The 14,866-nt window shown below is 50.6% G+C and carries 12 protein-coding genes; 6 read left to right on the top strand and 6 right to left on the bottom strand.

Annotated features, from left to right (window positions below):
- Window positions 1–64 precede the first annotated feature (64 nt).
- The 6 genes from JHJ32_RS15235 (at window position 65) to JHJ32_RS15210 (ending at window position 9,020) form a co-directional block, all read left to right on the top strand.
- Window positions 65–955 (top strand): family 16 glycosylhydrolase, encoded by an 891-nt coding sequence (locus tag JHJ32_RS15235; protein WP_233632687.1) that lies wholly within the window; start codon window positions 65–67, stop codon window positions 953–955.
- Window positions 956–1,028: 73 nt separating this feature from the next.
- Window positions 1,029–2,081 carry a glycoside hydrolase family 43 protein gene (locus JHJ32_RS15230; RefSeq protein WP_200121518.1) on the top strand — a complete coding sequence of 351 codons (1,053 nt, stop codon included), beginning with the start codon at window positions 1,029–1,031 and terminating at the stop codon, window positions 2,079–2,081.
- Between the two features lie 162 nt (window positions 2,082–2,243).
- Window positions 2,244–4,172, top strand: a complete 1,929-nt coding sequence (locus tag JHJ32_RS15225; RefSeq protein WP_200121517.1) for a glycoside hydrolase family 97 protein — start codon at window positions 2,244–2,246, stop codon at window positions 4,170–4,172.
- A gap of 246 nt (window positions 4,173–4,418) precedes the next feature.
- Window positions 4,419–5,687, top strand: a complete 1,269-nt coding sequence (locus tag JHJ32_RS15220; protein WP_233632686.1) for a Gfo/Idh/MocA family protein — start codon at window positions 4,419–4,421, stop codon at window positions 5,685–5,687.
- A 110-nt stretch (window positions 5,688–5,797) separates the two neighbouring features.
- Window positions 5,798–7,012: a DUF2264 domain-containing protein gene (locus tag JHJ32_RS15215; protein ID WP_079718137.1), complete on the top strand. Its 1,215-nt coding sequence runs from the start codon at window positions 5,798–5,800 to the stop codon at window positions 7,010–7,012.
- 1 nt (window position 7,013) lies between these two features.
- Window positions 7,014–9,020, top strand: coding sequence for a glycoside hydrolase family 88 protein (locus tag JHJ32_RS15210; protein WP_233632685.1), 2,007 nt, complete (start codon window positions 7,014–7,016; stop codon window positions 9,018–9,020).
- Window positions 9,021–9,154: 134 nt separating this feature from the next.
- Here the strand turns inward: JHJ32_RS15210 and purE are convergent, their stop codons facing one another.
- From purE to JHJ32_RS15180, 6 genes are all read right to left on the bottom strand, one after another.
- Window positions 9,155–9,673: a 5-(carboxyamino)imidazole ribonucleotide mutase gene (purE, locus tag JHJ32_RS15205; protein ID WP_200121516.1), complete on the bottom strand. Its 519-nt coding sequence runs from the start codon at window positions 9,671–9,673 to the stop codon at window positions 9,155–9,157.
- A gap of 66 nt (window positions 9,674–9,739) precedes the next feature.
- The gene (locus JHJ32_RS15200) at window positions 9,740–10,882 is read right to left on the bottom strand and encodes a 5-(carboxyamino)imidazole ribonucleotide synthase (protein ID WP_200121515.1); all 1,143 of its coding nucleotides are present in this window, start codon (window positions 10,880–10,882) and stop codon (window positions 9,740–9,742) included.
- A gap of 30 nt (window positions 10,883–10,912) precedes the next feature.
- Window positions 10,913–11,416 (bottom strand): NADH-quinone oxidoreductase subunit B, encoded by a 504-nt coding sequence (locus JHJ32_RS15195; RefSeq protein ID WP_079718025.1) that lies wholly within the window; start codon window positions 11,414–11,416, stop codon window positions 10,913–10,915.
- Window positions 11,413–12,015: an NADH-quinone oxidoreductase subunit A gene (locus tag JHJ32_RS15190; protein ID WP_079718026.1), complete on the bottom strand. Its 603-nt coding sequence runs from the start codon at window positions 12,013–12,015 to the stop codon at window positions 11,413–11,415. Before JHJ32_RS15190 ends, JHJ32_RS15195 begins: the two co-directional genes overlap by 4 nt.
- Window positions 12,016–12,053: 38 nt before the next feature.
- Window positions 12,054–13,394, bottom strand: coding sequence for a signal recognition particle protein (ffh, locus tag JHJ32_RS15185; RefSeq protein ID WP_200121514.1), 1,341 nt, complete (start codon window positions 13,392–13,394; stop codon window positions 12,054–12,056).
- Window positions 13,395–13,500: 106 nt separating this feature from the next.
- Window positions 13,501–14,187: a zinc metallopeptidase gene (locus JHJ32_RS15180; protein ID WP_079718138.1), complete on the bottom strand. Its 687-nt coding sequence runs from the start codon at window positions 14,185–14,187 to the stop codon at window positions 13,501–13,503.
- Window positions 14,188–14,866 lie beyond the last annotated feature (679 nt).

The raw sequence follows: 14,866 nt of genomic DNA, 5'->3' as shown, positions 1-14,866 counted from the left end.
TTTACCAGAATCCAGGATGGCCTACTACGGGGGGAAGCGGGGCGATTGGCTATTAAAAGAATAAATGATGCTTAAGTTAACACATATGTGGGTAGCTAAAATTGCGTTTCCTGCCGCTGCAACGCTCTTATGGTCTTGTACGGGTATCCAACAGCCACCTAGTAATGAGCAAGGCGAGCTAGCCGACGGTTACCGGCTCGTCTGGTCTGACGAGTTCAATGTGGATGGTCCTGTGGATACGGCCAACTGGCGTTTCGAAAAGGGCTTTGTGCGAAATCAGGAAGACCAGTGGTATCAGGAAGACAATGCCTATTGCAAAGACGGTTTGCTCATTATTGAAGCACGCAAAGAAAGCAAGCCAAATCCGACGTATGAGTCGGGCAGTGAACACTGGGGGCGCTCGCGGCCTACTATAGAATATACTGCGGCCTCCATTAATACGCGGGGCAAGCAAAGCTGGCAATATGGGCGGTTTGAAATGAAGGCCCGCATTCCGATAGGTGGCGGGTTATGGCCAGCCTTTTGGACCTTGGGCGTAGCAGGGGAGTGGCCATCCAACGGCGAGATAGACATTATGGAGTATTACCGGGGAATGATTTTGGCAAACATCGCTTGCGGCACGCAAGAACGGTGGAAAGCCGAGTGGTATAGTGAAACAAAAAATGTGGACTCTCTCGGCGGTGCGGAATGGGCAAGCCGGTTCCATATCTGGAGAATGGATTGGGATGAGACCGAAATCGCCCTGTATGTAGATGACTTATTGATGAACCGCGTGCCGTTGGAAAAATTGGTGAACAAGGATGGCACGGGTTTCAACCCATTCAAGCAACCCCATTATATCTTGTTGAACTTTGCTTTGGGGGGCATGAATGGAGGCGAAATCGATGACAGCCTATTGCCCGCGAAATACGAAATTGACTACGTAAGGGTTTATCAGCAAAATACGGCCGATTAACTGGATCACATATCGTATTCGGCTGCCCGATGAAAGCCGTAAATGCTAAAGATAGTCGGTATATTTGGTAGCCATGAAAATGCTTCGCATTTTGCAAATTCAACATGAAGTGATGTGGCTTATGAAAATAACATTTTTAATTGCGGCACTGATGTCATCGCTCCTTATGCCTGGTTTTTCGCAGTATCGCGCGCTGGGACTTCGGGTAAAAACAGACGTGCCGCTGGATTCGATTCGCTTGAGTGACCCGTTCATTCTGGCAGATAGCAACACGGCTACGTATTATATGACCGGCACGGGAGGTCAGCTATGGAAAAGCAAGGATTTAAAAACATGGACCGGACCTTTTACGATCATCCAGCACGATCCAGCATCGTGGATGGGACCACAACCTATGGTCTGGGCTGCAGAATTGCATGCCTATAAAGGCAAATATTACAACTTTGCCACATTCACGAATCGGGGTCAAAAGATCGATACGGTCAAAGGCAATGCCATTGAGCGCCGAGCTTCCCACGTTTTAGTCAGTGATAAACCTGATGGCCCGTATGTTCCGATGCAAGATTCTATTTATCTACCAGCCGACAAGCCGACGTTAGATGGCACATTTTGGATAGACCAGGATGGCAAGCCGTATATGATTTATTGCCATGAATGGTTGCAAAATTGGAATGGCACCATGGAAAAGATTGAATTAAAGCCTGATTTAAGTGGTTCGATTGGCGAGGGCAGGTTGCTTTTTCGAGCAAGTGATTCGCCTTGGAGTAAAGAACATGATGAAGCAGGGAATATCGTTCCAAATAAAGTCACCGACGGGCCTTTTTTGTTTCGTACGCAGACCGGAAAATTGGGTATGCTATGGACAAGTTGGGTGTTTGATGTATATACTCAGGGTGTGGCGTATTCGGAAAGTGGCGCGTTGGATGGTCCTTGGATTCATGAAAAAGAACCGATCACACCACCAAACTACGGACATGGTATGCTGTTCCGGACATTTGAAGGTAAACTTCTTATGGCCGTACATAGCCACAGTGTGAGCGAGGACGGACGTTATATACGTATTCCTCATCTTTTTGAAGTGGATGATGCAGGGGATAAAATCGTTGTACGCGCCCCGTTTCAATGACAGCGTTTGCCTGTCCCGGTTATCTTTTCGGTGCCAAAAAAATAGTTGTTTGTTTGACGTTTATTGCGTTCTTTTTTATATTTGTATTACGCCACAAGGCAGAGCCAACTATAAACGGAATCCACTGGAGAATAGAAGTGACATCCTCAAAAAAGCACGCTTATGCGCATTATTTTTTATTTCCTGACAGCTTGTGTTGTCGGTTCATGTAGCAATAAAATTGGTGGTGAGCCGCTGCCCAGCCCGGACGGCCGTATCACAGTTAGTGTATGGCTGAATGCCAGTGGCCAAGCTCGGTATGCGCTTCTTTATCAGGGCAAGACATTGCTCGATAGCTCAGAATTGGGCTTAAAAACGACCACGGCGGATTTTACAAAAGACTTAAAGCTGGTCGGCCAATCGCCCGTTGAGCAGGTGAACGAAGCCTATGAGACGGTGAACGCCAAGCGTAGGCATAATCGATATCGCGCTACCAGGAAAACCTACCGGTTCCGGAATGCCGAGGGTCAGGGATTCGACGTTGTTTTTCAGGTTTCCGATGATGGTGTTGCATTTCGTTATCATTTCCCGCATGTGGAGGGCGATGGTATACAGGTGCTGGATGAACGGACGTCCTTCCATTTCCCGCCGCAGGCAAAAGGCTGGCTGCAGCCTGTGGCCGTTGCCAAATCGGGATGGGAGCAGACCAACCCGTCTTATGAGGAACACTACGAGCAAGGTATACCCGTGGGCACGCCGGAGCCTACCGGCGCGGGATGGGTGTATCCTGCGCTTTTCCAAATAGACAGTACGTGGGTGCTCATCACTGAAGCCGGTCTCGATGGCCGGTACTGCGCTACGCGTCTCCGGCCCGAATCGCCGGAAGGCGAATACCGCGTAGGCTTCCCGGATGACCGGGAGGTGATATCCGAAAACGGCCTGCTGCCCCTATCTGATGTGCCATTCTATTCGCCCTGGCGGGTTATTGCCGTCGGTTCATTGGCAACCATCGTGGAGTCCACGTTGGGGCTCGATGTCGCAGAAAGCGCCATCGATATAGACAAAAGCGTCGTCAAACCGGGTAAATCATCATGGAGTTGGATCAATTCGAAAGACGACTATATCACCTACGATGAACAGCGCAAATACATCGATTTCGCGGCAGACATGAATTGGCAGTATTGCCTTGTTGATGTGAATTGGGACCGCAAAATCGGCTACGATAAAATCAAGGAGTTGGCCGATTACGCGGGCGACAAAGGGGTGGGGTTGCTGCTCTGGTACAATTCGGCAGGCGACTGGAACACGGTGAAGTATTCGCCGAAAAACAAGCTGCTGACACCTGAAAGCCGTACTGTCGAATTCCGTCGCATCAAGGACATGGGTATCAAAGGGGTAAAAATTGATTTTTTCGGCGGTGACGGTCGTTCTGTCATCCAGTATTATATCGATATCTTGAACGATGCTGCCAAGCATGGCCTATTGGTCAACTTCCACGGAGCTACGCTGCCCAGAGGCTGGTCGCGTACGTACCCGCACTTGATGACGGTTGAAGCCGTAAGGGGATTTGAAATGGTGACGTTCGGACAGGAGGACGCTGATAAGCAAGCAACGCTTTCGACCATCCTCCCTTTTACAAGAAACGCATTCGATCCCATGGATTTCACGCCGATGAACCTAAATAAGGTTTACACCCCCGTGCAGCGTCGTACCACACCCGCATTTGAGTTGGCAACGAGCGTATTGTTCCTCTCGGGTATACAGCACTATGCCGAATCTCCGGAGGGGATGTCGACGGTGCCGAGAAGCGTAAAAGATTTGCTGCGGACATTGCCGGATTCCTGGGATGATGTGCGTTTTGTCTCGGGCTACCCGGGACGGGACGTAGTCATCGCACGTCAGGCTGGCAGCCGATGGTATGTTGCAGGAATCAATGGCGAGGCAGCTGTTAAGCAAATCGCTATCGACTTACAAGCGTTTAAAGGGATGAAGAAAGCCATGTTATATACCGATGATGTAGCAGGCGAGGGGTTTCGGCAAATGGAAATCCCTATAGCGTCTACACCAATTGAGCTAAAACCCAATGGCGGGTTTTTGATGGTGCTGGAGTAAATACGTCATGCGGTAAATTTCAAGTTGGAGCAATCGACAATATTTCCGGTTGTTGGATTTTTGACCTAGGGCGTGAGCGGAGCGGGCGTCCCAGTCAAATCCAGTAACTGGAAACGACTGAATTCGCCGTACACCCGAATAAAATGTCGTCTTGCCGGTTCACGGGATCTTTCTTATCTTGGCCCCAAAGATCACCAATTGACAAGTTGAATTATGAACACCAGCAGAAGAAAATTTTTGGGCACAATGACAACGTTGGCAGCGACCGCCGGAGCAGCGTCCGCTTTCCCGGGTACGTTTTCCATCGGGAGCTTCAGGCAGCAAACAGTACGAGTGGGGCTGATTGGTGCGAACGGCATGGGATGGTCCAACCTCAACTCTATACTGAAAGTGCCTGGCGTGCAGTGTACGGCGCTTTGTGACGTGGATGCCAACGTGCTGAATAAGCGATCCGAAGAATTGAAGGCACGTGGTATCACCCCGAAATTGTATGCGAAGCATGAAGATTTGTTGGCCGACGGGAATGTCGACGCCGTCATTATCGGTACGCCCGATCACTGGCACTGCCTGCACCTAATCGACGCCTGTGCGGCAGGAAAGGACGTGTATGTAGAGAAACCGCTTGGAAACTCCATCGTGGAATGCAACGCTATGGTAGCCGCTGCTGCCAAATATGGCCGTGTCGTGCAGGTTGGGCAGTGGCAGCGCAGTCAGCAGCACTTCAGGGACGCCATGGATTTTGTGCACTCCGGAAAATTGGGCAAGATTCGCTTGGTGAAGGCATGGGCGTACCAGGGCTGGATGAAAAGCATTCCCGTCAAGCCCGATGGCCCGGTGCCCCAAGGGGTGGATTATGACCGTTGGCTGGGGCCAGCCAAGCAAAGGCCGTTCAACCCCAACCGTTTCCATTTCGAGTTTCGCTGGTTCTGGGATTATGCGGGCGGCCTGATGACCGACTGGGGGGTGCATATGCTTGACTTTGCGCTGATTGGTATGAAAGCCACCACGCCGAAGTCCATCATGGCTACCGGCGGGAAGTTCGCTTATCCGGATGATGCCGCCGAAACGCCGGATACGCTAACCACGGTTTATGAATTTGATGACTTTACCGTGCAGTGGGAACACGCTAACGGCATCGATGGGGGGCCTTATGGACGCAATCATGGTACGGCATTTATCGGCAATTTCGGTACGCTCGTCGTAGACCGGGGTGGCTGGGAAGTTATTCCTGAAGGAGACCGGATGGAAGCGGTGCCGCTCCAGGAACGCCAAGACAATGGATTGGATATGCATACGGCTAATTTTATTGACGTTGTACGCTCGCGGAAGCTGGACGCTTTGCATGCACCTATCACTGCTGGTGCGCATATCGCCATCTTTTCCCAGATGGGCAATATCGCCTACCGCACGGGCGAAAAGATCTATTGGGATGCACAGAAGGGACAGTTTAGCAGCCGTGAAGCGAATAAGCTATTGGCGGCTGAATACCACAACGGGTATAAAATCCCCCGCTAAGAATACCGATTTGGCCCTGTCATATTAGTCCATATCGGGTAGCTTTGCGGCTATAGCCTTGTTATGAAGATGAAACCAATGATATAACTGATATGATGCTTTTGATCCGTATGAGACCATACATGATTGCATTGCTGGCTTGCTGGTTTATTCCGCTGACGCTCCAAGGCCAGTCTTCAGACCGTGAGCGATGGCTGGCGCATCTCGATAGGCTGGCCCGTCCAGTGATTCAGCACCTGGCTGAAGACCAACTGAAAGCACGCATGCCAGTAGCGCTCGCTCCTGGCATTGACAATCCCTCACACCGCACTGATGTATCTTACCTGGAGGCTTTTGGGCGTACGCTTTGCGGTATCGCGCCCTGGATACAGCTGGAAGGCGGGGATGCCAAGGAAGTGGAGTTGCGAGACCAATACCGTGCCTGGCTGCTCAAGGCAGTGAGCAATGCGGTCAACCCGCAGGCCAAGGATTACCTGCTATGGAAGGGCGGGCAGCCATTGGTGGACGCGTCGTTCTTTGCGCTCGGCCTCATCCGTGCGCCCTGGATTTGGGAGCACCTTGCTGAGACCGATCGCCAGCGGGTGGTGGAGGCGCTGTTGCAGACACGCGATGTGGTGCCGGTTTATAGCAATTGGATATTGTTCTCGGCGATGATAGAAGCCTTTTTTTGCCAATACAACCTTCCGTATGACCCCGTGCGTATAGAATATGCCCTCCGTACGTTTGCCCAGCACTGGTATACCGGCGATGGGATGTATGCAGATGGCATGCAGTTCAGGATGGATTATTACAACAGTTATGTCATCCAGCCTTATATGCACGCCATCCTTTCCGTGATGGAAGGGAAAGGTAAAAAATACGACTATGCGTCACGTGATTTTGCACGCATCAGTAGACGTTATGCTGAAATACAGGAACGTCTGATTAATACGGATGGTACGTTTCCTGTCATCGGGCGTTCTATCGTGTACCGTGGCGGGGCGTTCCAGCATTTGGCTGATATGGCGTTGCGAGGAAAACTGCCCGAGTCGCTCCATCCCGCTCAGGTGCGGGGAGCACTTACGGCCGTCATTGAGAAGACCACTGAAGCGCCCGGCACGTTCAATGCGGAGGGCTGGCTTAATATCGGTTTATACGGGCAGCAACCGTCAATTAGCGATTTTTATATTACGACGGGCAGCCTGTACCTTTGTTCGGCTATCCTTCTGCCCCTGGGCCTGCCCGAAACTGATACGTTCTGGCAAGGGGAACCTAAGCCGTGGACGGCCGTAAAAGTGTGGAATGGTGAAGATGTAAAGGCTGATCATGCACTAGATATTTATTGACATGAAGTATACACCCCGTTATATCATTGGTGCTACACTAGTCTGCTTTCAAGCGATGTCGGCACCGGCCCAGGATATTCCCGGCAAAGAACAGGTTGTCGAGATTATCCATCGGGTCAATGAATATTGGCAATCTCTTCATAAACCACAAGAATGGGCGTTCTGGGATGTTGCTGCTTACCATACCGGCAACATGGCAGCGTATGAGGCCACGGGAAACGCGGCATACCGTGATTATTCCGAAGCCTGGGCCAGTCACAATCAGTGGAAGGGCGCCAAGTCGGACGACCGGTCGACATGGAAGTACCACTACGGCGAGTCTGATGAGCATGTGCTGTTTGGTGATTGGCAAATCTGTTTTCAGACGTATATAGACCTCTTCCACCTTGATCCGGATAGTGCCAAGATCAGGCGGGCCATGGAGGTGATAGAATACCAGATGAGTACGCCCAACGAAGACTATTGGTGGTGGGCGGACGGCCTTTACATGGTAATGCCCGTCATGACCAAGTTATATCATGTCACAGGCAATACGCAGTACTTGGAGAAACTGCTTGAATATTTCAGCTATGCGAAGGCACTCATGTATGATGACGACGAGCATCTGTTTTATAGGGATGCCAAGTATGTTTACCCCAAACATAAGAGCGTAAATGGCAAAAAGGACTTTTGGGCACGTGGCGATGGGTGGGTGTTTGCGGGATTGGCTAAGGTACTCCAGGACTTGCCGGCGGATTACCAGCATCGGGCGGAATTTGAAACGGTATACCGTGATATGGCGGGTGCAATCATGCGCAGCCAGCAGGCCGAAGGGTATTGGACACGCAGTATATTGGATCCGGAGCATGCGCCTGGGCCAGAGACTAGCGGCACGGCATTCTTCACCTACGGATTGTTTTGGGGCGTCAACAACGGCTACCTCGACCCGGCAACATATACGGTGCCGGCTATCAAGGGCTGGCAATACCTGGCTACATTTGCTCTGCAGCCTGATGGGCGGGTGGGTTATGTGCAACCCATCGGCGAACGGGCCATTCCTGGGCAGACGGTAGATGCCAATTCAACGGCTAATTTTGGAGTGGGTGCTTTTCTGCTGGCAGCCACCGAGCTACTTGATTATGTCGAACGCCGGCAGGACAGTGTCTTTGCCTTCTCCTATTTCAAGGGCAATGGCGAAGATGGTTTACACCTGGCCTACAGCTATGATGGCTTTAAATGGGCCGCCCTGAATAATGACCAATCATTTTTAAAACCGGAGCTGAGCGATGATAAATTGATGCGCGATCCCTGCATTATCCGTGGCGGCGATGGGCGTTTCCATATGGTGTGGACCGTAAGCTGGACCGACCGGGGGATCGGTTATGCATCGTCCGACGACCTCATTCATTGGTCCGAGCAACAGTACATCCCAGTGATGGCTCATGAGCCGGATGCGCGAAACTGCTGGGCACCCGAAATCACGTACGACCCCGACCGCGGGATTTATATGATCTATTGGGCTACTACCATACGAGGTCGCTTCCCCGAGACACAAATCGAAGCGGATAACGGCTACAACCATCGGATGTATTACGTGACCACCAGCGATTTCAAAACGTTCAGTGAGACCAAGCTGTTTTATGATCCCGGCTTCAACGTGATTGATGCCACCATTGCACGCGATGGCAACCGCTGGGTAATGTTTCTGAAGGATGAAACCCGTGAACCGGCACAAAAAAATCTAAAGGTTGCCTATGCGGAAAGCATGGAGGGACCCTACAGTAAAGCCAGCGAACCGATTACAGGGGACTATTGGGCCGAAGGGCCGACAGCGGGCCGCGTCGGCGGTGAGTGGGTTGTATATTTCGATAAGTATATCATGCATAGGTATGGTGCTATCGCATCCAGGGATCTAGTGAATTGGCGCGAAGTATCTGAAAAATTGGCCATGCCTGACGGTATTCGCCACGGGACGGTTTTCAAAATCAGTAGAGAGGAGCTGGCACGGCTGGAAGGTATTCAACGATAAACCGACTAGAATTAATAAACGCTGCGGCCGGTTGGCAAAAAGCCGGGCGGCTTTCTTGCAAAAGGCGCTCACCTTTTTAGCAAAAGGCGCCCGCCTTTTAGTAAAAAGGTGGGCGCCTTTTTTGCCGAAGTCTTTTATTCTCCCGCCGAGCTTTTTTCTAACTCCTTCGCGCTTTCTTCGACCTTCCTGGCTAGCTCAGCCTTGTAGTTTAGCAGGTTCTGTGCGATTTGTTCGTCCGATACAGCCAATATTTGTGCAGCGAGGATGCCCGCATTTTTAGCGGCATTGAGCGCTACCGTTGCCACCGGGATGCCGTTGGGCATTTGCAAAATGGAGAGTACCGAATCCCAGCCATCGATGGAGTTGGATGACTTGACCGGCACGCCGATGACCGGCAAGTGCGTAATGGACGCCACCATGCCGGGCAAATGGGCAGCACCCCCGGCACCAGCTATGATGACCTTCAAGCCCCGCGAGGCTGCACTTTTGGCGTAATCAAACATGCGGTCGGGCGTACGGTGCGCCGATACGATGGTCACTTCTACGCGAGCTCCCAATAGTTTCAATACGTCCACGGCATCCTGCATGACGGGCAGGTCAGACTTACTGCCCATAATGACGCCTACTTCCGGTAGATGTGATAATGTTGACATGATTTCCTTAACTTACAACTTTTGGACTTCTCTTATGCTTTTGGCTTACCAATTAGCGTTTACGAACTACGTAATCACTTTAATCGTCTGCTGCACTTTCCTTGCCGTACTGATGGCGGCCTCGCGGTCTTCATTGATGACGCATACGTGGCCCATTTTGCGGAAAGGCTTGGTGAATTTCTTGCCATACAGGTGCAAATATACACCTTCCATCGCTAAAATCTCTTCAATACCTTCATAACGGGCCAATCCGTCATGGCCGGCTTCGCCCAATAGGTTGACCATCACGGCGTTGCTCCGTGTGGCGGTGTTGCCCGGGGGCAGGTTGAAGATGGCACGCAGGTGTTGTGCAAACTGCGAAGTGAAGTTGCCTTCGATACTTTGGTGCCCGCTGTTGTGCGGACGCGGCGCGAGCTCATTTACCAACAGTTGTCCGTCTTTGGTGAGAAACAGCTCCACAGCCAATAAGCCGACGATTTGCAGGTCTTCAGCGATTTTCTTGGCCAATAGCTCTGCGCGCTGTTGGATTTCAAACGGCAACGTAGATGGCGAGATCAGAAATTCCACCAAATTTGCCTCAGGATTGAACTCCATTTCTACACAGGGAAAGGTAGCCACATCACCATCATCATTGCGCGATACGATGATGGCCAGCTCCTTGTCAAAATCTATCCACTGCTCAATGAGACTGGGTGCCTCGAAAGCATCTTCTATATCCGCTTCGCTGATAATTTTCTTCACTCCGCGGCCATCGTAGCCGTCTCTGCGGAGCTTTTGGATATAAGGTAGCGGAATAGATGCATTGTTCAGGCTCTCTTTGGACGAGATCAGCTGGAAAGGCGCTGTAGGGATATCATTTTGCTTGAAAAATTGCTTTTGTAGCCCCTTATCCTGAATCAACCGGATGATGCGTGACTGAGGATATACCATCACGCCCTCCTCTTCCAGTTTTTCGAGTGCATCGACATTAACCTTCTCGATTTCGATGGTTATCATGTCCAAGCCCTTGCCAAATGCATATACGGTGTCAAAATCATCCAGCGCACCCTGGACAAAGCGGTTGCACAGGTCGCGGCAAGGTGCATGTTTATCCGGATCGAGAATATGGATAGTCACATTGAAATTGATGGCTTCTTGGATAAGCATACGGCCCAGTTGTCCACCACCGAGGATACCCAATTGTAATTCGCCATAAAAATCTTTTGCCATAATCGTATAAGGTTGTATGATTGCTAAAGGTTATGCTTGTGTCGGTTGCAGTTTGTCAGCGACGATATGCTCGTCCGCTATCTTTTTCTGCAGTTCTAGAAAGGCTCCGATGAGTGCTTCAGGCCGGGGAGGGCATCCCTGTACATAAATATCAACCGGAATAATCCGATCCACCCCTTTGACTACATGGTAGCCATGCTGCCAATAGGGACCACCGCAGTTCGCGCATGAGCCCATGGAGATGACATACTTCGGGTCCGGCATTTGCTCATAAAGCCGCCGTATGCGGTCGGCCATCTTGAAGGTCACCGTACCCGCAATGATCATCACATCGGATTGGCGCGGTGAAGGTCGGGGAAACACGCCGAAGCGATCCAAATCATAGGTAGCGGCCATGGCACCCATCATCTCAATGGCACAGCACGCAATGCCGAAGCTCATTGGCCACATGGACGACAGCCGTGCCCAATTTAGTAGGTCATCCAGCTTAGCGACGACCACACCGTTACGTTCCAATTGTTTGTCGATACTCATGACGATGGGGGAGCTCCGGGTTTTCTGAATAAGGGTTTGAAAGCTGGTTTCTTTACCGCAGGAACCGTACCGGGGATTTGAGGCTTGTCCGCCGTCTGCAATGCCGCCTCGAATGGCCGTACACGATACGGATCGCGCTTCAGTTTGTCGTAGGCTGATGGCGGTATATTGACCTTTACCTGCGGCAGTATGGTCCGCGGTTTCACCCACTCGAGGTCGCCCTTTCGCCATACATATACCAATCCAATGATCAAGATGCCTATGAAAACTGCCATCTCCGCCAAGGTAAACCAGCCCCAGCGCGTATCAGCGCTTATTAGTTCAGGACGGCCGAAGACCGTTGCCCACGGAAAGACAAACACCAATTCCACATCAAATAGCAAAAACACCAATGCAATGACATAAAAACGCGAATTGAATGGTATCCAGGAGTTGCCGACGGTTTCTTCACCGCATTCATAAGTACTCAGCTTCTCTGGGTTCGGTTTTTGGGGAGAAACCAGCTTACCCAAGAACAACGTGAATAACACCAATACGATACCCGTTACCCCTATGAGGAGTATTTTGCCAAATTCGGTTATCTGACTCGGGTCGTCCATGACACAAAGATAAATAAATTATTAATTTTCCCGTCTTCCTACCTTCCCATCGGCATCTTGGGCATGCCACGCATCATCCGGGCCATGGCCGCGGGGTTGGACATCTGCTTCATCACCTTGCGCATGTCATTGAATTGCTTCATCAGCTTATTGACTTCCACCAAGTCCGTACCTGACCCTTTGGCGATACGTGCACGACGCTTTTGATCGATGATATCCGGATTTTCCCGTTCATAGGGCGTCATGGAGTTGATAATCGCTTCAATGGGCTTGAAGGCATCGTCGTCGATATCCACATCTTTAAGGGCTTTGCCAACACCGGGAATCATGCCCATGAGGTCCTTCATGTTGCCCATCTTTTTGATTTGCTGGATTTGGCTGCGGAAATCGTTGAAGTCAAACTTATTCTTGCGGATCTTCCGTTGCAGTTCAGCGGCTTCTTTTTCATCAAATTGCTGCTGAGCACGTTCAACGAGTGACACAACGTCGCCCATGCCCAGGATACGAGATGCCATCCGGTCCGGGTGAAAGACGTCAAGCGCCTCCATCTTCTCGCCTGTGCCGATAAATTTGATGGGTTTATTGACCACCGATTTAATGGAGAGTGCAGCACCTCCACGGGTATCGCCATCCAATTTAGTAAGCACGGCACCGGTGAAGTCCAGCCGGTCGTTGAAAGTCTTGGCTGTATTCACTGCATCCTGGCCGGTCATCGCATCGACCACAAAAAGGATTTCATGGGGCTGCGTGGCATCTTTCACGGCCGATATCTCGTTCATCAGTGCTTCGTCGATAGCCAAGCGGCCGGCGGTGTCCACGATAACGACATTGTAGCCTTTCTGCTTGGCTTCAGCGACACCGGCCTTGGCAATGCCGATGGGGTCTTTTGATTCCGTGTCGGCGTACACAGGTACATCCACCTGTTGGCCAAGCACCTGTAGTTGGTCTATGGCCGCAGGACGGTACACGTCGCCAGCCACCAGCAAAGGCTTCTTTCCTTTCTTTTCTTTAAGAAATTTTGCCAGTTTGCCCGAAAACGTGGTCTTCCCGGCACCGTTGAGGCCTGCAATGAGGATGACCGTAGGACTTTTGGATAAGTCCAGTTCAGTAGCTGACCCACCCATCAGTGCGGTCAGCTCATCGTTCATGATTTTGGTGAGCAACTGCCCCGGAGAGATGCTGGTGAGTACGTTCTGGCCGAGTGCCTTCTGCTTCACCTCATCGGTAAATGCTTTGGCGGTTTTGTAGTTTACGTCAGCATCGAGCAACGCTTTGCGGATTTCCTTCATGGTCTCCGCTACGTTGATTTCGGTAATATTTCCCTGGCCTTTTAATACCTTAAAGGCTCTGTCAAGTTTGTCCTGTAGATTCTGAAACATCGTCAGTTGCTATATAGATATGAACGAAATGCAAAGGTACAAAATCTGTAATAAAAAAGCCCGCCCCGAATCCCGGGACGGACCACCTAACTATGAAAAACAATGCTTAGTCTCTTCTTCCAAGCAACATGCTGGCGTAATAAAGCAACGTTACCAGGGACGACAATGCTGCGACCACATAGGTCATGGCAGCCCACCAAAGGGCATCCTTGGCTCCGTCATGCTCTACGCTGCTATGGGTAATGCCCTTATTATCCAGCCAGGCCAAAGCGCGTTTTGAGGCGTCAAACTCTACCGGTAAGGTTACGAAGCTGAACAGCGTTGTGATAGCCAATGCGGCTACGCCGATAGCCAATAACCATAGGTTGCCCGAAAAAGCCATGATTACACCGATCATCAATACCCAGGTGACAAGTTTAGACGCCACGCTCACAGCAGGCACCATTGCCGAGCGGAATTGCAGCCACGAATAGGCCTTGGCATGTTGCACCGCGTGTCCGCATTCGTGGGCAGCCACTGCCGCCGCAGCCACGCTACGCCCACTATATACCTCCGGACTTAGGTTGACTGTTTTATTTGCCGGATTGTAGTGATCGCTCAACTGCCCCTGCGCAGAAATAATCTGTACATCGTAGATGCCATAGTCATGCAGCATCTTTTCGGCGACATCCCGTCCCGTCATCCCGCTGCTAAGTGGCATTTCAGAATAGCGCTTAAACTTGCTTTTGAAACGCCACTGTACAATCATGCTGACCAACATGATTCCGATAAAAATAATCCAATATCCTGCCATCATAATTTCTTTTCGCTGTTTGTTTTTTTTATTACTATTTTGTCGAATTATTTACTGCAAAAAGCATACCGCGTGCCGTTTGCTGACGATATGACCGTATCTTGACGTGACGAATATAATCAATATGGCACGGCTCTGCAAATCCGTCTTGTCTTCCTGATGGTTTGGTGACATTGTTGTCAGGTGCTTAATTTCCCTTCAGTGCCTTTGAAAATAAACCTTGGACCTTACGTAAAAATTCAGGTAGGCCTCCAGTATTGATGCCAACACTGGCTTTCGGTTGGGGCAGAAATCCGATCACGGGTACTTCGAAAATGCCAGCTAGTTTTACACCAGTGGAAAAAGCGCTTATTGTAACCCTACGATACTGGTAGTGAGCGTAATCCACAAACCACAAGTTTTAAACGCGCCATAGGTTTTTTGCAACGTCGCGCGTTAATGTCGAAATTTGAAATACCCAGTGCGCAAAGGGTGAGTAATTAGCTGAATTTTTTAAATTTAAACGTTTAAAGATGAAAGCATTAAGGTTTGAACAAATGGAAAATTTAAATGATGGCGACGCATGTACTTGGAGCCCAGTGGGGGCATTAGCCTCAGGATGGGGTGCTATAATTACTGCCGCGACTGTTTCGGGTCCTGTGGGTTGGGCCGCTCTTGTATAGCTGCCGTTGGCTGGTGC

This window comes from Parapedobacter sp. ISTM3 (assembly GCF_016533505.1).
In the GTDB taxonomy this organism is placed as follows: domain Bacteria; phylum Bacteroidota; class Bacteroidia; order Sphingobacteriales; family Sphingobacteriaceae; genus Parapedobacter; species Parapedobacter luteus.
The sequence above is the reverse complement of the archived record's forward strand: the minus strand, read 5'-3'. Positions and strand labels throughout refer to the sequence as shown.

Excerpts from the sequence above, each read along its gene's own strand:
- JHJ32_RS15215 (WP_079718137.1), top strand. The coding sequence starts at position 5,798 with ATGAGACCATACATGATTGCATTGCTGGCTTGCTGGTTTATTCCGCTG.
- JHJ32_RS15225 (WP_200121517.1), top strand. The coding sequence starts at position 2,244 with ATGCGCATTATTTTTTATTTCCTGACAGCTTGTGTTGTCGGTTCATGT.
- ffh (WP_200121514.1), bottom strand. The coding sequence starts at position 13,394 with ATGTTTCAGAATCTACAGGACAAACTTGACAGAGCCTTTAAGGTATTA.
- purE (WP_200121516.1), bottom strand. The coding sequence starts at position 9,673 with ATGTCAACATTATCACATCTACCGGAAGTAGGCGTCATTATGGGCAGT.
- JHJ32_RS15180 (WP_079718138.1), bottom strand. The coding sequence starts at position 14,187 with ATGGCAGGATATTGGATTATTTTTATCGGAATCATGTTGGTCAGCATG.
- JHJ32_RS15230 (WP_200121518.1), top strand. The coding sequence starts at position 1,029 with ATGAAAATGCTTCGCATTTTGCAAATTCAACATGAAGTGATGTGGCTT.
- JHJ32_RS15200 (WP_200121515.1), bottom strand. The coding sequence starts at position 10,882 with ATGGCAAAAGATTTTTATGGCGAATTACAATTGGGTATCCTCGGTGGT.
- JHJ32_RS15190 (WP_079718026.1), bottom strand. The coding sequence starts at position 12,015 with ATGGACGACCCGAGTCAGATAACCGAATTTGGCAAAATACTCCTCATA.
- JHJ32_RS15220 (WP_233632686.1), top strand. The coding sequence starts at position 4,419 with ATGACAACGTTGGCAGCGACCGCCGGAGCAGCGTCCGCTTTCCCGGGT.
- JHJ32_RS15195 (WP_079718025.1), bottom strand. The coding sequence starts at position 11,416 with ATGAGTATCGACAAACAATTGGAACGTAACGGTGTGGTCGTCGCTAAG.
- JHJ32_RS15210 (WP_233632685.1), top strand. The coding sequence starts at position 7,014 with ATGAAGTATACACCCCGTTATATCATTGGTGCTACACTAGTCTGCTTT.
- JHJ32_RS15235 (WP_233632687.1), top strand. The coding sequence starts at position 65 with ATGATGCTTAAGTTAACACATATGTGGGTAGCTAAAATTGCGTTTCCT.